This is a genomic window from Proteus sp. TSJ240517 (assembly GCF_047921575.1).
Classification (GTDB): domain Bacteria; phylum Pseudomonadota; class Gammaproteobacteria; order Enterobacterales; family Enterobacteriaceae; genus Proteus.
In genome coordinates this window covers 17698-35931 of record NZ_JBLRMH010000012.1, presented here as the reverse complement: position 1 = coordinate 35931, position 18234 = coordinate 17698, and the positions used below count along the sequence as shown (strand labels likewise).

The following is an 18234-nucleotide window of genomic DNA, read 5'->3' as shown; positions in this document are numbered from 1 at the left end:
ATGATAGTATCACGCTAACACGCACAGGAAAACGTTTGCGTAAAGAAAAAACAGCCTTTTTATGAAGAAAATAAGCGAAACAACTTAAAAGGGGAAATGAATCAATTCTATTTTTTCAGCAGTCACTTTAAACATAGAACCTTCAGTATGCCAAGCACCTAATACACCACGATAATGTATTTTGTCATCAATGTTGACTGTATGAATTGCTGGGCGATGTGTATGACCGTGGATCATCCATTCTGTATTGAAATGTTTAAAAGTATCTATCACAGCCTGTGGATTCACATCCATAATGGCATCTGATTTGTACTGATTTTCGTGCTGGCTACGTGAGCGCATTTTGTCAGCGATACGCAGTCGAATAAATAGAGGTAGTAGTGAGAATAGGCGCTGAATAAATTTATTGTGTACTTTTTTACGATAGCGTTGATAAGCTTCATCGTCAGTACAAAGCGTATCACCATGTAAAATTAAGATACGGTGCTGTTCAATTTCGAGCACTTTTTCTTGTGGAAGTAAGGTGATACCACTCTCTTTTGCAAAACGAGAGCCAATTAAAAAATCACGATTTCCATGAATAAAATAGCAAGGCACTCCTGCTTTTTTTAGCGTCATCAGAGCTTGAGCAATTTGTTGATGTAAAGGATTGGGATCATCATCACCTATCCAAAAATCAAAAAAGTCACCTAAGATATAAAGTGCTTTTGCATGAATGGCTTGTTCTTTTAAAAAGCGAAGAAAACCGGCAGTGATTGCCGGTTCATGTTCACTTAGATGCAGGTCTGCAATAAAAAGCGTACACATAAAAAGTGAGGCTTATTCGCTAACCGTGACACTTTTAATGATGATATCTTCACGAGGAACATCTTGGTGGAAACCACTACGACCAGTGGAAACCGCTTTAATTTTATCAACAACGTCCATGCCTTCAACAACTTCAGCAAAGACACAATATCCCCAACCATTTGCGTTTTCAGCACGGAAGTTTAAGAAATCGTTGTCTGCAACGTTGATAAAGAATTGAGCAGTAGCAGAATGTGGATCGTTTGTACGAGCCATTGCTAATGTACCGCGGTTGTTTGCTAGGCCATTGTTTGCTTCGTTTCTTACAGGTGCTTTGGTCGCTTTTTGGTTCATACCCGGTTCAAAGCCACCACCTTGGATCATAAAACCATTGATGACACGGTGGAAAATAGTGTTATCGTAGAATCCTTCTTTACAGTAGTCTAAAAAATTTTCTACGGTTGCAGGTGCTTTGTCTGCAAATGTATTAATCACGATATCGCCGTAATTGGTATGAAAAGTAACCATATTCAGATCCTAATATAATTTTAGCTTTACCCAGATTTGGGCATAAACAACAGTCCCGTTTTTATATCACAGTTGCCTAATTTAGTCAGTATGCATCTTTTTCTCGCTCTACTTTTTCTTGCTAAATAAATCAGTAATAGAAGGAAAAAACACTTTTCGCCAAAATTTAGCCAAATAATAGAAGTTTGATTGTTCGCTATCAACGATTGAACAGTGAAAATAAGCGCTAAGCAGAGTAAGATAAAAACCTTAATCTTGAGTTTGCTTTGCCTTCAAGATCCAATATCCTGATTAATATCATGTTATAGTAGTTGTTATTTTCTTTTATATAAAAACGTAATAAACACGTACAGTTGAAAACGGGAACGTCCACTGATGCTAAAGATTTTTAATACTCTCACTCGCCAAAAAGAAGAATTTAAACCTATCCATGCAGGAAAAATAGGTATGTACGTGTGTGGCATCACTATTTATGACTTATGCCATATTGGTCATGGACGTACCTTTGTGGCTTTTGATGCCATAACCCGTTATCTGCGTTACTTAGGATACGATGTTAACTATGTTCGTAACGTAACGGATGTAGATGATAAAATCATCAAACGTGCGATTGAAAATAATGAAACATGTGAGCAATTAACCACTCGTATGTTAGCTGAAATGCACAAAGACTTTGATGCATTAAATATTGCTCGCCCTGATTCAGAGCCACGTGCAACACACCATATTGCAGAAATTATTGAATTAACAGAAGCGCTAATTAAACGTGGACATGCTTACGTTGCTGACAATGGCGATGTCATGTTTGCTATTGATACTGATCCTGATTATGGCTTACTTTCTCGCCAAGATTTAGAGCAACTACAAGCCGGTGCTCGAGTTGAAGTGGCTAACGTAAAACGCAATCCAATGGATTTCGTCTTATGGAAAATGTCCAAACCGGGTGAGCCAAGCTGGGAATCTCCGTGGGGAGACGGTCGCCCTGGTTGGCATATCGAATGTTCTGCGATGAATGGTAAAGAGTTAGGACATCATTTTGATATTCATGGTGGTGGCTCAGACTTAATGTTCCCTCATCATGAAAATGAAATAGCGCAATCAACTTGTGCCCATGATGGTCCTTACGTTAATTACTGGATGCACTCTGGTATGGTGATGGTAGACAAAGAAAAAATGTCTAAATCACTTAATAACTTTTTTACTATTCGTGATGTATTGGCTTATTACGATGCTGAAACAGTGCGTTACTTCTTATTATCAGGCCATTATCGTAGCCAACTTAACTACACTGAAGAAAACTTAAAACAGGCTCGTACTGCATTAGAGCGCCTCTATACTTCATTACGTGGCACTGATGCAAATGCTCAACCAGTAGGTGGCGAAGCGTTTGAAGCGCAATTTATTGACGCTATGAACGATGATTTCAATACACCAGAAGCCTATTCAGTCTTGTTTGATTTAGCGCGTGAAGTTAATCGTCTAAAATCGGTTGATATGAATGCGGCGAATGGCTTAGCCGCAGTGTTACGTAAGCTTGCTAAAGTATTAGGTTTGTTAGAGCAAGAGCCTGAGCACTTCTTACAAAGTGGTGCTAAAGCGGATGATGCTGGTGAAGTTGAAAAAATTGAATCATTAATTCAACAGCGTAATGATGCTCGTAAAAATAAAGATTGGGCGGCAGCTGATGTTGCTCGTGACGCGTTAACAGCGATGGGGATTGTTTTAGAAGATAGTCCTCAAGGAACAGTTTGGCGTCGTAATAACTAATACGACAATTGAGTAATAACACTTAATGCGTGTTTAATATAAAAATATCGGATATTTAATATCCGATATTTTTTTGTTTGATGATTAACTTATTGACTAATAATACTTGTTTCTCTTTCGCTATCTTTTTGTTTATCTTCAAAATAAGCAATTACATTTTCAGAGAAAAAGAGTCGATGTGTTAAGATAACGATAATAGAAAAAACAACAAAGCTAACTTCAGACATATTTGTTAATGACATCGAAATACTAAGTATAAAAAAGAGCGAAATAGATAAACATACCCATGAAATTTTTAAAAAAGAGTAAGCATTTCTACTATTTCTAGCTAGTTTTATCCATACTGTAACTTGCATTATCATTGTTATAATTAGACACAGCATGATAAACAATCCCACTAGCATTGTTTGGCCTCCACCCATTGCCATTGCTAATAAATAAATCGGAGCCCCAGCAACTAATATAAATAAACTTACACCCAAAAATAATACTGAAATAACTTGTATCCATAAAAGTACTATGGGCCTTTCCATAACTTCTCCTAAAAACAGAAATAAGTTTTTATTGGCTTTAGAATATCTTTATTAAATTTTATTAAAGTGAAGTTTATCGAATAAATAGAAAAAATAAAGTTTGATTTAATAATAAATAAATATTAATCAATTAAAGAGATTCTATTTTGGATTTTTTATAACCTAGCGTTAATATATTTAATTGAAGCAGTGGTAATTCTACTTAATATTATTCAATTTACCACTGAGTGTTATTACTTATAATTTTAGAGGGGTTAATTCGACTTCAGCCATCATTTTTGCTAATTGTTCGCGATCATGAATACCAACATTGGTTTGGCTTACAGCAAGTGCAGAAACGGCAGTAGCAAGACGTAAGGTGTGTTCACTGGTTTGTCGCATCATTAAACCATAAATTAAGCCACCAACCATTGAATCTCCAGCTCCGACTGTACTCACAACATCACATTTAGGTGGTTTCGCCATCCATGCACCCGATGCATTAACCCACATCGCGCCTTGTTCACCTAATGAAATCACAACGTGAGCAATACCTTGCTGACGTAATGTTTGTGCCGCTTGCACAACATCAGAAAGTTCAGGTAAGGGTCTACCTGCCCAAATTTCTAATTCATGATGATTAGGTTTAACAAGCCAAGGGGAGGCTTTTAATCCCGCGACAAAAGCATCTCGGCTACTATCGAAGATCAAACACATACATTCGCTACGCAAGCGAGTCATCCATGCAGTGAAATCATTGAGATCAACGCTAGGAGGAACACTACCACTGACACAAATCATATCAAATTGACCCGCCCAACTTAGCGTGTCGTTAACAAAGCGAGTCCAGTCTTGTTTTGTGATTTCAAAACCAGAAAAGTTGAAGTCAGTCACTTTGCCATTGGGTTCTGTGAGTTTGACATTAATACGAGTACGACCTTCAACCATTTGAAAACGATTAGCGATACCAGATTCACTAAATTCTTTTTGGAATCCATCTTGGTTTTCTTTGCCTAAAAAACCGCCAACAGTGACATCAACGCCAAGGCTTTTTAAAACCTTAGCCACATTGATGCCTTTGCCCGCAGCATGGAAGCCAGCCGTTTTAACACGATTAACTTCACCAAGTTCAATAGGATTACTTAAACCAACAAGATCATATGCAGGGTTAAGTGTGATGGTTGCTACTCTGTGTTTCATGCTAGTTCCTTACCTTAAATAAAAGAACAGGCATCGATTTTTGCTGTAATTTAGCAAAGACAGAGATACCTTGAGTGGGTAAGCCGAGCATAAAATCTCCTGTTAGATAAAGGGCAAAAAAACTTAAATATCACAAAATAACAACTAAAATAGTATCATTAAGCTGAATCGTTTCAAATTATAACCTGTAATTTAGTACAAACAATGTTCTTTTGCCTAATGAAAGTAGAAATAAATTAGATCTAAATCACATTTTAGTGCATTTAAACATGAATAAACGGATAAAAGTATCAATAAAAAGGTTTGTTGCTGAAGTTTTACAGTAATGGTTAAAAAGTGTTATCCATATATAAAATAATAACTTATAGCACTTCTTTTTATCTATTTTTTTATAAAATGTACAATCTGCTGAACTGCAAGAGGAGATTATAACCATAGATAAGCTTAAAAATGATGATCTAAATTTAAATATATTAAATCAAATTTTATAATTTTGTTTTTATTCAATTGGTTATGCTGATTTATTTTTTTTAATATGAATAAATAAGAAAAAAGAGGAAGAAAAAGCGCATTGAAGGTAAAAAAGGGTTAAAAAGAAAAAAAGCGAGGCTGAGATAGCGACGCTTTTTCAATATTAATTAATTTGCTGATTATTTGCTGACGCTAACGGAAAACTCACCAAAGGTGACAATTTTTCCAGCAACAATTTTACAGCGTTTACGGGTTTCAACTTCACCGTCAACACTCACCAAACCTTCAGCAATGACACTTTTAGCAGCAGCTCCGCTCTCAGTCCAACCTTGAAGTTTTAATAAATCACAAAGCTCGACATAGTCGTGCCCATCTAATTGAAATGTTTCCATCGATTAATTATTTCCTGTTTCAGGGTCGTGATATTCTTCGCATGCTTGCAAAGTATTTTGAATAAGTGTGGCGACTGTCATTGGACCTACACCACCAGGGACGGGAGAAATCCAGCCCGCACGTTGAGATGCTGCTTCAAAATCAACATCTCCGACAACTTTACCACTTTCAAGACGGTTTATACCGACATCAATCACGATTGCACCCGGTTTAATCCACTCACCAGGAATAAAGTTAGGTTTTCCTACCGCCACAACGACTAAATCCGCGTGCTCAACATGAAAACGTAGATCTTTAGTAAAACGGTGGGTAACTGTTGTTGTACAACCCGCAAGTAATAGCTCTAAGCTCATTGGGCGACCAACAATATTTGATGCACCAATAATAACGGCATTTAAGCCATTCATAGGAATATTACAACGCTCTAGTAGAGTGACAATACCGCGAGGTGTGCAAGGGCGTAATTTAGGTGCACGTTGGCATAGGCGGCCGATATTGTAAGGGTGAAAGCCATCGACATCTTTATCAGGATGAATGCGTTCTAAAACCTTAACATTATCAATTCCGGCAGGTAAGGGGAGCTGAACGAGGATACCATCAATGGTGTTGTCTTCGTTAAGCTGGTCGATCAGATTTAATAAATCAGCTTCACTGGTAGTATCTGGTAAATCATAAGAGCGAGAAATAAAGCCTACTTCTTCACAAGCGCGGCGTTTACTTCCAACATAAATCTGTGATGCTGGGTTATCACCCACTAAAATAACAGCTAAACCCGGCGCTCGTTTTCCTGCATTAATACGTTGTTTTACTTTTTCTGCAACTTCGCTTCTGATGGTCTGCGCAATCGATTTCCCATCTATAATTCTTGCTGACATCTATACATCCAAATTATTCAATTACGGTATTGGTCTATTTTGTCAGATCAAGAGCAATCTGTCAGTCGAATACTTGCCATATTTTGACCATATAGTTTGATATCGTTGAAAAAGCGTTGACTCTCAGAATGTTGAACGTATAATTCACACCCGTTATCAGCACTCTTGCTGACGTCTAAGTTCTTCTAGGCGCCCTTAGCTCAGTTGGATAGAGCAACGGCCTTCTAAGCCGTAGGTCACAGGTTCGAATCCTGTAGGGCGTACCATTTTAAATCAAACGATTACATTCATTTTAAATTCTCTACTTTTCTTAAGTGGGACGTATTTGGGACGCTAGCTCCGAAAATGCTGTCTATTTGTCTCACATGTTCAGTTAGGCATAAATAAATCACCCTATAAATACTCGCAGATTTTCTTGGTAATCTTTCCACTAAGCACTTTCATCTGCTTTACTTTTTTTCTAACCCTCTCTACTTTTTTGGTGTTATTACTTCAAATTGAACTCCGTTATGGATTTAAATATTGATGTATTAAATATAGTTATTACAGTAGATAAAATTAGAGGGCGAATTTGAGAAATAATGTCATTAATATTCTTGATGATATGATTAAGTAATTATTAAAATAAAATGTTAATAGCTAATTTTAAAATCAGAATATAAAATAAATAATTTATTATATTATTTTTTCTAAGTATTAGTCATGATTCAATAATCCATTTGGTTATTTATTAAATAAATTAATGCGTTATAATGACTTTTAAATAAAAAGATTAAAATATACAGATTTAATGCAAATAATATAAATGGAATAAAAAATGCCTTTACCTAACCGATTAAAACCAAAAAAAGTCAGCAAAACTAAACTCAATGAATTGATCGATTTACTACTAAAGATAACTGTTAAAATCGATAATGGTGCAACTGAAAATGATCCCGAACTTAACACCATGATAATAAAATGGAATGCACAAGTAGTAACACCTTGTGAATTTTCAGATTTTCGTGACTACAATTCGTGGACAAGTGCAAAAGAGTTTACAAAAATAGCTTTTAACCAGGTGAAGTATTTAGATGATCTGACTTATAACGAGTTGATTAGTATTGTTGATTTCATATGTTTAGCTGAAGGCAGTGAATCTGAACAATCTTATGCAATAAATTTACTCGAGATAAACTTTAAAGCCTTTTCTTCAGATCTTATTTATTGGCCTGATGAGTATTTTAATCTTGAAGAAGTTGATGATTTATCATCAGAAGAAATAGCGGCTTATTTAATGGAAGGATCTAATCGCAAATTATCTAATGCTCCAGAAATTCTATTAAAATATTCAATCGTTAAAGAAATTAACAATTAATCTTTTGTTTTAACAAAAAAATCAAGCGATTGATTTTATAAATAGATGGTTTTTTACTTAAATAAAAAAGATGAAAATTTTCGATGTGCTTTAACTGAAGTAATTAAAATATTAAATCAGATAGCGCTAAACAATATTACTGTATCTTTATCTAAGATTGCGGCGCTTCTTATTTCGTAATACAACAATCTCATTTGATGATAAAGTTGTTTCAGCCCAAGCACTTAGCATTGGTGACATTATTTCGGGTGAAACCAACAAACTTTGTGGCGATATTCCTAATATTAAAGCAATAGCAATAAGCTGATCGACGGTTATTTTCAGATGCCCATTTTCCAAACGTGAATAGTGTTGCTGACTGATACCAAGCCTTCTCCCCATCTCGATACCTGTTATTTTTAATTGCTTTCTTTTTTGTTTAATTCGCTGACCTACAACAATATTAATTGAACTCATATCAACCCCTCTTTTTAAAAGAGATTACCGTAAAAACACTTAGAGATCGATATGGGCGATCAAAAATAGATTATTGATAGTTGGTATCTATCAGTTTTTATTTATTAAAAGATTTAAACCGTTTTACCAAAATCAAATAATTAGATAAATTACATTAGTCTTTAACAGTATTTTTGTTTGTTAATGACGAAATAGGAGTGTTAATTAAGAATAATATGAGTTAATAGGAGGTTGGTAAGAATGGAAGGCTCCATTTTGAGGAACCTGTGTGAAACTATGGGTGATGATTTGTATTGGATGAAAATAAGTTAATATTATTCAAATTGTTACTTAGTTAAACTATTAATTATTCAGATTTTTATCATAAAATAGTATTTTCTTTATCCCAATTTTCTACCCAACCAATTAATTCCTCTAATTGATTTTCAGAGAACACCTTTATACCATGTTGACGTAATAAGGCTGTTGCAACACCTTTATCTGTGATTAAATCAGTACCTAGAATATCAAATGATTATTCTTAATTTGAATAACGGTTTCTGTTTTACCGACACCAAAAATATGTATTTTATTTCAAATTGTAACAATGTTGATTTATAAAGAAAAAATAATACTATTTTTATAAAAGCAATCAAAAAAAGATTTATTTTGGTATTGGTGTAAAAATGAACACTTAAAATTTGGTTATATAGAGATAAATATAATCTTAAGTGTAACCATTTTAACTACTACCTTATTTTCCTCTGAATCAACATCAAATAACCAATCCATCGTTATATTTCTTATCACTATCCCCTTTTTATGTGCTCAATTTATTAACTTAGTAATATTAGTGATCTTGTGGATTATTTGTTAATCAAATTATTTTATTTGCAATTTGAATGTGTCATAAACCCATATTTAACAAATAGGCAGTAGATCTTTAATAGTGAAAAATTTTATATTTTGACAAAAAAACCAAAAAAATAACTAGCTGAATATGCTTTCATTTTACTTGATGTACTTAAATAATCGATAAAAAACAAAATGATGATTAATCCCCTTCTTTGCATAAGTAAATTAAATAGTACGGATTTTTAAGAAAAAAACAGACGAAAAGATTTACAAATACTTTACTAATACTTTACAAATGAAATAAGATAGCGTGATTGTTTTAATGCTAATAATTCATTGAGTAAAAGGAACGTGTAAAATGGCGATATCTAGAAGAAAATTTATCATTGGTGGAACAGTGGTGGCTGTCGCTGCTGGTGCGGGTATTTTGACACCAATGTTAACTCGCGAAGGGCGCTTTGTTCCGGGTACGCCAAGACATGGCTTTGTTGAAGGTACTGAAGGTGCTTTACCAAAACAAGCTGATGTTGTTGTTATTGGTGCTGGTATCCTTGGTATTATGACAGCAATTAACCTTGTAGAACGTGGTTTATCTGTTGTCATTGTTGAGAAAGGTAATATCGCGGGTGAGCAATCTTCGAGATTCTATGGTCAGGCAATTAGCTATAAAATGCCAGATGAAACGTTCTTATTACACCATTTGGGCAAACATCGCTGGCGTGAAATGAATGCGAAAGTAGGTATTGATACTACTTATCGTACACAAGGCCGCGTTGAAGTTCCTCTTGATGAAGAAGATTTAGTTAACGTAAGAAAATGGATTGATGAAAGAAGTAAAAATGTTGGCTCAGATATTCCATTTAAAACCAGAATTATTGAAGGTGCTGAATTAAATCAACGTCTTCGTGGTGCGACAACAGATTGGAAAATTGCTGGCTTTGAAGAAGATTCTGGTAGCTTCGATCCAGAAGTTGCAACCTTCGTTATGGCTGAATACGCTAAAAAAATGGGTGTTAGAATTTACACTCAATGTGCGGCTCGTGGCTTAGAAACACAAGCTGGTGTAATTTCTGACGTTGTAACAGAGAAAGGTGCAATCAAAACTTCTCAAGTTGTTGTTGCTGGTGGTGTTTGGTCACGCCTATTTATGCAAAATCTTAATGTTGATGTTCCAACACTGCCTGCTTATCAGTCTCAACAGCTAATCAGTGGTTCACCAACGGCACCGGGTGGCAACGTCGCTTTACCAGGTGGCATTTTCTTCCGTGAACAAGCTGATGGTACTTATGCAACTTCTCCTCGTGTTATTGTGGCGCCAGTAGTGAAAGAATCCTTCACTTATGGCTATAAATATCTGCCATTATTAGCATTACCTGATTTCCCAGTGCATATTTCTTTAAATGAACAATTAATCAATTCATTTATGCAATCAACGCATTGGAATTTAGATGAAGTTTCTCCGTTTGAGCAATTCAGAAATATGACTGCATTACCAGATTTACCTGAGTTAAATGCCTCATTAGAGAAATTAAAAGCAGAATTCCCAGCCTTTAAAGAATCGAAATTAATTGATCAATGGAGTGGTGCAATGGCTATCGCACCAGATGAAAACCCAATTATCTCAGAAGTTAAAGAGTATCCAGGCTTAGTCATTAATACTGCAACTGGCTGGGGTATGACAGAGAGCCCTGTATCAGCAGAATTAACCGCTGATTTATTACTGGGCAAAAAACCAGTTTTAGATCCAAAACCATTTAGTCTTTACAGATTCTAATTTTGTGTTATTCATAAAAAGCCCCCCAGTAATTAGTTATACAATTATTGGGGGGCTTTTTAAATTTGAGTTTTTTTACTAGTTATTTCTTCCTGAAATTATCATCATTTTTGACATATTCAAATGAATCTAAAATGATCCCTGTTATTCTTAATATATCTTCTGGATCATTAATATTTATTCTGTTATTAACTAGTGATAGTCCAGCTCTAGACACTTCATTAGCTAAAACATTTGTAATTTCAATAGGGACAATAATATAAGGGTTATTTTTATCATAAAATCTAACAATCCATCTATTGGATTTTCCTTGATATAATATACCAAAGTAAGATTCTGTATCCTTGTATTGGATCTCCTCAGATCCTACGATAAGCTTAATTTTTTCAAATAATGTTAATTCGTTTTTTGTTGTTATAATATTAGGGTTGTTGGGATCTACAATATTTACAAATTCAGTATTTTTCTGATTACTATCGTTATTTTCTTTTATTTCAGTGGGATCGTCTATTGTCATGGCTTTATTTGATAGACCAGATACAACCATTGCACTAACAGAACGTTCGACAGCTAGTTTTACAAGTGGTGTTATAGAGTCGATGAACCTTTGATTTAATTGTCTCTCAATGTTTGATCGACTAGCTACATATCTGACAAATTCATTATCTACGTCACGTAAGCTTGAACTAATAGTTTTAGTAAAAGCAGATAAATATACACTTTCTTCAGCCAAGGTTCTTAATGCTTCTGGTTTAAATTTATCATGTCTGAACCTGAATAATTGGCTTGCATCTGAATCGCTGACTTCATCCATTCTTATTCTTAAGAAAGGTGTTGGATCCATTACATTTTTTTGTTTTAAATCGGTAAAAAAGCGCCATTCTAAGCCATTAGTTATAGCTGATATTGTAACTTCTGGTGTAGAGTTAAAATATCGTGATAATTGAGGGCAGTGATTATCTAGTTTTTCAGAATATCCTTTTGCTTCAATAAACATTACCGGAACATCTTGGCAGAACAATGCATAATCAACTCGTTCATTTGCTTTAACACCAGGGAAATCAGCACCATATTCAGCCTTAACTTTTTGAGGGTCATAAGGGTTAAAACCAAGGATATCTAAGAAAGGTAATATCAGTGCTTGCTTAGTTGTTTCTTCCGTCGAGCAATGTTGCCCTACGTTTTTGACATGATCCATGTGATTTTTTAGCTTTAATTTAAAACTTTCCATTATTCATCCTAATAATTATTTGCTGAATAAAAAATAATATTATGTATATCAATGACATTCTAATTGTTACTATGCATAAAACACACCTAAATAGAAGTCAGATAACTCTTTCCTTAATAAATTTTAATATAAAATAAAAATAATCAATATCGATAAGCTCACACTTATAGTAAGTAAGTGAACTTCTTGATAAAAAATAAGTATTTATATGTTTTTAGTATTTTTGTTATCAATAAATAAGATTGATAGTGAACAAATCCATTAAAATTATTTTTTAAAAGATTAAAAATAGATATGAATTTTGTTCTTAAATTATAAGTGAGTAGTCTTTTCAGATTATTTCAATCAGGGGGATTCATTTTCCTAGGATACTATTTATATATATTAAAACAATACAGAATTATTCTTTATAAAATGATATTCTAATTAAATATATAGATATTTTTTATAGGTTATCAATGTCATTTAAATATATTTAAAATTAAAATAAGCCATTCTATTCAACTTTATGATAACACCATTCATTCTCGGATACTCAGTTCCAAATTGTTATTCTAATATTAATTTAGTTTAAAATAACATATAGAAATGTAAATTATTTTAAATTTGAAATATCGGAATAACCTTATTAACAGAATTCGTGAGAATAAGTAATATTACGATTAGTTAATAACTAATAGTTAAGTATTTTCAGTTTATGGATTGATAGTTTACAAACTATAATTCGGTATTTTATCGATGTAATCATCTAATGAAAGAAGGAGAGTAAAGGGATGATTAACACCAAAGTTGGGAATAGAATAAAAATGATAAGAAGACAATTGAAAATAACAGAAAATGAGATGTCTGAAATGTTGGGGATAAGTATGCTACATTATTCTCAATTAGAAAATGGACATTTAAAAATAACAGTAGATCAATTGATTACTATTTCTTATATACTTGGTGTTACACCTCAAAGTCTTATCTTAGAGGCTAAGAAAACAGACTTTATGGTTTTTGAGGATAAGCAGTCGATAACTCAACCAAGTGAAATAGTTATATTTAGAAAAAAGAAAATCGTTTAAAAATCACATTGGTATATTACTTGTTGATATTGAGTTCTGATAAATATATTGAGTCGTTTTCTAGTTGTTTTAATTAAAATTCTATTTCTCAAAACTCAATAACTAATAGCACAAAAGCCATCTTATTATAGGATGGCTTTTGTGTATTTAATGGCAGAGTGTTGTACCTGTTATATGATTTATAGCACCGTTTCTAATCAATAGTTTCTGCATATCTTTAAGATTATTTTGGCAAGCATAACTTAATGCGCTGTGATTATAAGAAAATAATGAATTATCTTGTGTTGTTGTAACAAGATTAACATCAGCACCTTCAGAAATAAGGTATTCTACGGTATCAAGACGATTATTACTGGCTGCAATCATAATAAATGTTTCACCATCGCTTTCTACTCTTTGGTTATTGAGTTCAATATCGCTTCTCATTAGGTCGTGAATTTTTTTTACCACATTGATATTATTTCCTAATACGGCTGATTTAAAAACATTATAAACATCGTCTTTATCCGTAGCCCAAAGGCTCGCGCCTTGAGAGATGAGATAATCTACCATTTCTTCATCACCAATAAACGCAGCCCATCCCAGAGCTGTTTGCTCTAAACTTCCAGTATCTTTCGCTTCAATATTTTGACCATTGGCAAGCATCTTTTTGACTTCATTTAAATCACCATGTTTAACAGCATCAAACCATAGTGCATTTTTACCTGTACTTGGTGAGGTATAGAATATCCTATGTGGTAAACGTGATTTATTAGCCAACTCAATCATATCAGAATAATTTGATTTAAAAGATTGATATTCGAATGGATTATTCTCATTAATAATCAATGCTTGTGCGCCAAAAGAAACTAATGCCAATGAAATAACAAACATTTTTATATTCATTTAAACACCTTAAAATCGAAATAATTAACAAAACTTATTACAATTAGTTTATTAAAAATTAATATTTATTAGTGTTGGTAATTGAAACAGAATGTAAGTAAGATGTGTCTTGTTAATACGTATTTTCAATAAAGATAAATCTTAGTAATCTATTTTTCCTATTTGATAAAATAAATAAGTATCTTTACTTGTTTTTATTAAAATAGGATGGAAAATACGCATTTTTATCTCTTTATATGAGTATTTTTTTTACGTAAAGATAAAATATTGAAAAGTGAAAAATCTATATTTAATTAATCTTTTATTTTTTATCTTGTTCTCTTATTGCAATAATTAGTTACTTTTAAAATAGCTACTAATGCAGTTTAATTGTCATTAATCAAAAAATTAACTTAGTAATCTATATAAATGATAGATAATGTTGCTCTCATTATATTCATTATTTTTAATATTTAAAGTTTTTGGTCGTTTTACCATCAAGTTATTTTTGATTAATCTTATTATAGAACCTTGGATGGTTTCTATCCATAAAGTTTTAGTCAAATTTCCAGAGAGTAAAAACAGATAAAACTGTTTTTTGAGATAAACCCCAATAATTGAGCTAGTTATTATTGGAGTTATTTTTGGGAATAATCGTTATCGTTTACGACGATAAATACGATGCTCAATCATCGTACCAATGATCATTAATGGCGTGTTTTCACTGCTAAGTGTTGGATAATCACTATTTAATGGCACAAGTTCAAAATGTTCATTGCCATTAGCATCAATACGAGTTGGTCTATATTTCTTAAATGTTGCTTCTCTTTCATTATTAGCCGCAACAATAAATTCTCCCGGATGTGGTTTTATCTCAGGATCGACAATGATTACATCTCCTGATTTAAAATCAGGTTCCATTGAGTCTCCTTCTATCTTTAATGCAAAAGCACTTTGTGAGAGTTCTTGATCTGTCAGAATATACTCAAATTCACCATCACAATCTGTAATAGGAACACTATGTACTAAGTTTCCCGCTTGAACGTAGCTTATTAGTGGTAATTTTTTCGTATTGATATCATGAACAGGTTGAATATTATCACCCATCATTAACCAACCGGCATCACACTCTAAAGCTCTTGCAATGCTAATAATATTACGAGGTTTTTTTGTTGAACCATCTTCTATTGAAGCCCATGATTGTTGTCTGATGCCAGCTTTTTCAGCTGCTTCAGTCTGAGTAAGCCCCAAGGCATCTCTTCTGGATTTAACTCTATTTGCAAGACTCATGTTTCCCCCTATTAAAATAATACAGATAAAACTGTATTTGACAAACAGATAAACCTGTTATTTAATACAGTTATACCTGTTAAATAACTTATCTAAAAAAGAGTAAATCAAAAAATGATAATTTATAAGGAATCATTTATAGGCTAATAAATATCGATATAACTAGTTTTGTAGTTTAATAATAACAATTATTTATTGTTAGATTACTATTCTAAATAAGAATGGTTTTATTATTAATAATGCCTAAAATATAAATTTCTGGTTTGGTCTTTTTAAGCGGAAGGAGGCGGTGGTCGTTATAAAAAATAATTGAATTTATATTAAATCATCATGTTTATGATAAGTGATGCTTTTTTAGGAATGAAAACATTCTATCTATATTAATTGAAGCGCTAATTATTTAAATGTTTATTTAAATAATATGGACGCCCTATTTTTAAAATAAAGGAATATTATGAAACTTATTGATGGATTAAAAAAAGAATTAAAAGGTTTTTTCAATGAAACATCTGAAAATAACTATGTGAAGATTTTTGATACGCCTCATGTATGGGGAATGCCATTTGGTAAAGAAATTATGCCAAAAGCGATAGAGCGTGAGGCTGAGTTTGAACAAGCCATTACATCTATCTTAGATAAAATGCTGTATCGCTGTGATATTTCATCACTTAATGCCCCTGATGAAGAGTGGCGTAAAATTATTCTTGCTGCAATTGATAAATCTTTTTCTGAAAAGAAAGGACGTAAAGATCGCACACAAATTCGATTTTTATTTGCACAGACACCAACAGTTTTATTAAATGGTGTTAAATACTATTTTAGTGGAACGCCTGAATATCTGGCATTGAAAAAAGATCTTATTGAATTAATCAAAGAACGCGGAAAATATTGGGAATGTATTCCAGATATTTGGATTGGTCGCTTTTATCGTATTATTGATGGTCTAAAAGTCTCGTTAGAAAAAAAAGTATTACCTGAAGATTTTATTTCTGAATTAGATACTCGAATGACATGGAACCATACAAAAATTATTGCTGTTGATGGTTGTGAAGCTTTCGTTGGTGGTCATAATTTAAATATGGATCTTTTTAAAAGTTATCCACCAGTTCATGATGTTTCTGTTAAGGTTATTGGCGAATCAGCACTTCATTCCCAATTATTTTTAAATAAAATGTGGGATGTAGGTAACGATTTAATTACGAAAGAATATTTTGATAGTAAAAAAAATGAATGGGTCGCTAAAAAAGCAAGCTATAAGATTATCGATCCATTAACAAAGAGCAGTGTATTAAGAGAAATTAAAAAGAAAAATGAACAAAACTTAGCTCAATCGCCAGATGAAGGCTTTTTCAAAACTGACCGTATTTTCTCTGTAGGAAAATATTGGGAAGGGCCTGATATGCGAGTTGATTATAAGAAAGGTTCCGAGAAAATGAAGGAATACCTTATAAAAAATGCTAAGAAAAAAATTCGTATGTCTCAACAAGATGTAGTGAGTGCATGGAAGAAAAAATGGAAAGATCATCCTGTCTGCCATTGGATAATTGAAGCGTTATTAAAAAATCCAGAGTTAGAAGTTGAAATTGTTGTTTCACTATTAGATGCCGCCGCCGGTGCTAATGGCGACCAATATTCATTTGGCTCTGGAGCACAAAGAACCTTTGAATTATTTAAATATTATCTGACTCATGATGTTGATACAGATGCCGTTATTCCTGATCCTGATAAAATTCGTGAATCAGCATTACGTCGTATTAAAATAGCGCCATTCTTCTTTACCGATAAAGTGCCAAAAGCACTACAAACGGAAGGTAAAACTTATAAATGGCCTGGTGCAGATGAATCATCTTATACCGCCACACTAAAAGAAGCACCACTAAGCGAAGATCCACCGAAACAAGGAGATATTGGTCACCCATTCTGGTCATTGGTTAATGCGAGCGGTATTTACCCTAAAGTCGCTCCTGCACCGGGAAACCACGCAAAAGTGACTATTATTGATGATGAATTGTATATTGTTGGTTCCGATAATATGTACCCAGGGTATTTGTCAGAATTTAACTATCTTGTTGAAGGCGAAGAAGCCGTAAGGACATTTATTGAAGAGTATTGGGATAAATTATGGCGTTATTCTGAACCTCACGCTTTTAAACATAAATAAGTTTAATCAACTCATTTAGTCATAAAAGTGATTGAATATAAAAGGGGAGTTAATCCCCTTTTTATTTAAATATAAAATAACGTATTTATTTAAGATAATCTAATGGCCAGTGTTTGAAATAAATATGATTGGCTTGCCAGTCTACTTTTTCTGTATTGTCGCTTAATAAATACTTAGCCACCGTAAAGGCAAATTCAAAACTTACACCTAATCCTTTTGCACTGATAAACTTTCCATCAACCACAACATCTTGATCAAGATAATGACCATCATCGTATTTATCTGCTAATTTATCGCCAGTACTGTAATTACGACCTTCAAGAAGATGATGTGCCGCTAATACTTTGGCACCAGAAGAGCACAGTGCACAAATATATTTATCTTCAGCAATATGGCGCTTAATAAATTGAATAACTTGCTCGTTAGCGCATAAACGATCTGTGCCTTTAGGGCCACCCGGCATCATTATTGCGTCATAGCTATGTGTGAATTTATCTGCTAATAGGAAATCAGCACTGATTTTAGTTTCAAAATAAGTATTTAATACCAAGCTATCCATGCAAGAAAGTACATCAACATGAATATCAAGACGGCGCATGATATCAATAAAAACAACAGCTTCACCTTCTTCAAATCCATCAGCTAATAAAACGGCAACCTGTTTCATT

The 18234-nt window shown here is 33.2% G+C and carries 16 protein-coding genes and 1 tRNA gene; 6 read left to right on the top strand and 11 right to left on the bottom strand.

Translation table 11 applies throughout. The features are described from left to right. Positions 1 to 84 precede the first annotated feature (84 nt). Together ACNARN_RS17530 and ppiB are read right to left on the bottom strand one after the other, a co-directional pair. On the bottom strand, positions 85 to 807 hold the full coding sequence (locus ACNARN_RS17530) for a UDP-2,3-diacylglucosamine diphosphatase (protein WP_100160151.1): 723 nt from the start codon (positions 805 to 807) through the stop codon (positions 85 to 87). Positions 808 to 819: 12 nt separating this feature from the next. Continuing rightward, entirely contained in the window at positions 820 to 1314 is a 495-nt protein-coding gene (ppiB, locus tag ACNARN_RS17525) for a peptidylprolyl isomerase B (RefSeq protein ID WP_036934689.1), read from the bottom strand. Between the two features lie 375 nt (positions 1315 to 1689). Here ppiB and cysS point away from each other — a divergent pair, with 375 nt between their 5' ends. Next, positions 1690 to 3081, top strand: coding sequence for a cysteine--tRNA ligase (gene cysS, locus ACNARN_RS17520; RefSeq protein ID WP_198620840.1), 1392 nt, complete (start codon positions 1690 to 1692; stop codon positions 3079 to 3081). Between the two features lie 89 nt (positions 3082 to 3170). Here cysS and ACNARN_RS17515 read toward each other — a convergent pair whose 3' ends face one another. The 4 genes from ACNARN_RS17515 to folD form a co-directional block, all read right to left on the bottom strand. Further along, on the bottom strand, positions 3171 to 3614 hold the full coding sequence (locus tag ACNARN_RS17515) for a hypothetical protein (protein ID WP_109371321.1): 444 nt from the start codon (positions 3612 to 3614) through the stop codon (positions 3171 to 3173). 237 nt (positions 3615 to 3851) lie between these two features. Continuing rightward, positions 3852 to 4793 carry a 1-phosphofructokinase gene (fruK, locus tag ACNARN_RS17510; RefSeq protein WP_196533997.1) on the bottom strand — a complete coding sequence of 314 codons (942 nt, stop codon included), beginning with the start codon at positions 4791 to 4793 and terminating at the stop codon, positions 3852 to 3854. 650 nt (positions 4794 to 5443) lie between these two features. Beyond that, entirely contained in the window at positions 5444 to 5656 is a 213-nt protein-coding gene (gene ybcJ, locus ACNARN_RS17505) for a ribosome-associated protein YbcJ (RefSeq protein ID WP_109371317.1), read from the bottom strand. A gap of 3 nt (positions 5657 to 5659) precedes the next feature. Continuing rightward, positions 5660 to 6532: a bifunctional methylenetetrahydrofolate dehydrogenase/methenyltetrahydrofolate cyclohydrolase FolD gene (gene folD / locus ACNARN_RS17500; RefSeq protein WP_099074709.1), complete on the bottom strand. Its 873-nt coding sequence runs from the start codon at positions 6530 to 6532 to the stop codon at positions 5660 to 5662. Between the two features lie 189 nt (positions 6533 to 6721). On the opposite strand from folD, the gene ACNARN_RS17495 reads away from it, so the two are divergent. Next, positions 6722 to 6798 (top strand) — tRNA-Arg (locus ACNARN_RS17495). Positions 6799 to 7349: 551 nt separating this feature from the next. Then, positions 7350 to 7889, top strand: a complete 540-nt coding sequence (locus tag ACNARN_RS17490; protein ID WP_198620888.1) for a hypothetical protein — start codon at positions 7350 to 7352, stop codon at positions 7887 to 7889. Between the two features lie 147 nt (positions 7890 to 8036). On the opposite strand, the gene ACNARN_RS17485 is transcribed toward ACNARN_RS17490, so the two are convergent. Beyond that, on the bottom strand, positions 8037 to 8345 hold the full coding sequence (locus tag ACNARN_RS17485) for a helix-turn-helix domain-containing protein (protein ID WP_198620889.1): 309 nt from the start codon (positions 8343 to 8345) through the stop codon (positions 8037 to 8039). 1192 nt (positions 8346 to 9537) lie between these two features. Here ACNARN_RS17485 and ACNARN_RS17480 point away from each other — a divergent pair. After that, positions 9538 to 10953, top strand: coding sequence for an NAD(P)/FAD-dependent oxidoreductase (locus tag ACNARN_RS17480; protein ID WP_100160198.1), 1416 nt, complete (start codon positions 9538 to 9540; stop codon positions 10951 to 10953). 82 nt (positions 10954 to 11035) lie between these two features. Here the strand turns inward: ACNARN_RS17480 and ACNARN_RS17475 are convergent, their stop codons facing one another. Continuing rightward, complete coding sequence (locus ACNARN_RS17475) at positions 11036 to 12184, bottom strand: type I restriction endonuclease (RefSeq protein WP_198620891.1); 1149 nt, start codon at positions 12182 to 12184, stop codon at positions 11036 to 11038. 773 nt (positions 12185 to 12957) lie between these two features. Here ACNARN_RS17475 and ACNARN_RS17470 point away from each other — a divergent pair. After that, positions 12958 to 13251: a helix-turn-helix domain-containing protein gene (locus ACNARN_RS17470; RefSeq protein ID WP_198620892.1), complete on the top strand. Its 294-nt coding sequence runs from the start codon at positions 12958 to 12960 to the stop codon at positions 13249 to 13251. A 147-nt stretch (positions 13252 to 13398) separates the two neighbouring features. Here ACNARN_RS17470 and ACNARN_RS17465 read toward each other — a convergent pair whose 3' ends face one another. Continuing rightward, positions 13399 to 14136 (bottom strand): ankyrin repeat domain-containing protein, encoded by a 738-nt coding sequence (locus ACNARN_RS17465; RefSeq protein ID WP_416304773.1) that lies wholly within the window; start codon positions 14134 to 14136, stop codon positions 13399 to 13401. A 636-nt stretch (positions 14137 to 14772) separates the two neighbouring features. After that, a complete protein-coding gene (locus ACNARN_RS17460) occupies positions 14773 to 15405 on the bottom strand; it encodes a LexA family protein (protein WP_109371264.1) in 633 nt (210 codons plus the stop codon). 454 nt (positions 15406 to 15859) lie between these two features. On the opposite strand from ACNARN_RS17460, the gene ACNARN_RS17455 reads away from it, so the two are divergent. Next, on the top strand, positions 15860 to 17566 hold the full coding sequence (locus ACNARN_RS17455; RefSeq protein ID WP_416304772.1) for a phospholipase: 1707 nt from the start codon (positions 15860 to 15862) through the stop codon (positions 17564 to 17566). Between the two features lie 85 nt (positions 17567 to 17651). Here ACNARN_RS17455 and ACNARN_RS17450 read toward each other — a convergent pair whose 3' ends face one another. Further along, complete coding sequence (locus ACNARN_RS17450; RefSeq protein ID WP_198620894.1) at positions 17652 to 18233, bottom strand: DJ-1/PfpI family protein; 582 nt, start codon at positions 18231 to 18233, stop codon at positions 17652 to 17654. Position 18234 lies beyond the last annotated feature (1 nt).

Bases quoted from the DNA above. Each gene is read 5' to 3' on its own strand.
- ACNARN_RS17490 (WP_198620888.1), top strand. From the start codon at position 7,350: ATGCCTTTACCTAACCGATTAAAACCAAAAAAAGTCAGCAAAACTAAA.
- cysS (WP_198620840.1), top strand. From the start codon at position 1,690: ATGCTAAAGATTTTTAATACTCTCACTCGCCAAAAAGAAGAATTTAAA.
- ppiB (WP_036934689.1), bottom strand. From the start codon at position 1,314: ATGGTTACTTTTCATACCAATTACGGCGATATCGTGATTAATACATTT.
- ACNARN_RS17470 (WP_198620892.1), top strand. From the start codon at position 12,958: ATGATTAACACCAAAGTTGGGAATAGAATAAAAATGATAAGAAGACAA.
- fruK (WP_196533997.1), bottom strand. From the start codon at position 4,793: ATGAAACACAGAGTAGCAACCATCACACTTAACCCTGCATATGATCTT.
- ACNARN_RS17465 (WP_416304773.1), bottom strand. From the start codon at position 14,136: ATGAATATAAAAATGTTTGTTATTTCATTGGCATTAGTTTCTTTTGGC.
- ACNARN_RS17450 (WP_198620894.1), bottom strand. From the start codon at position 18,233: ATGAAACAGGTTGCCGTTTTATTAGCTGATGGATTTGAAGAAGGTGAA.
- ACNARN_RS17455 (WP_416304772.1), top strand. From the start codon at position 15,860: ATGAAACTTATTGATGGATTAAAAAAAGAATTAAAAGGTTTTTTCAAT.
- ACNARN_RS17515 (WP_109371321.1), bottom strand. From the start codon at position 3,614: ATGGAAAGGCCCATAGTACTTTTATGGATACAAGTTATTTCAGTATTA.
- ACNARN_RS17480 (WP_100160198.1), top strand. From the start codon at position 9,538: ATGGCGATATCTAGAAGAAAATTTATCATTGGTGGAACAGTGGTGGCT.
- ybcJ (WP_109371317.1), bottom strand. From the start codon at position 5,656: ATGGAAACATTTCAATTAGATGGGCACGACTATGTCGAGCTTTGTGAT.
- ACNARN_RS17530 (WP_100160151.1), bottom strand. From the start codon at position 807: ATGTGTACGCTTTTTATTGCAGACCTGCATCTAAGTGAACATGAACCG.
- folD (WP_099074709.1), bottom strand. From the start codon at position 6,532: ATGTCAGCAAGAATTATAGATGGGAAATCGATTGCGCAGACCATCAGA.
- ACNARN_RS17460 (WP_109371264.1), bottom strand. From the start codon at position 15,405: ATGAGTCTTGCAAATAGAGTTAAATCCAGAAGAGATGCCTTGGGGCTT.
- ACNARN_RS17485 (WP_198620889.1), bottom strand. From the start codon at position 8,345: ATGAGTTCAATTAATATTGTTGTAGGTCAGCGAATTAAACAAAAAAGA.
- ACNARN_RS17475 (WP_198620891.1), bottom strand. From the start codon at position 12,184: ATGGAAAGTTTTAAATTAAAGCTAAAAAATCACATGGATCATGTCAAA.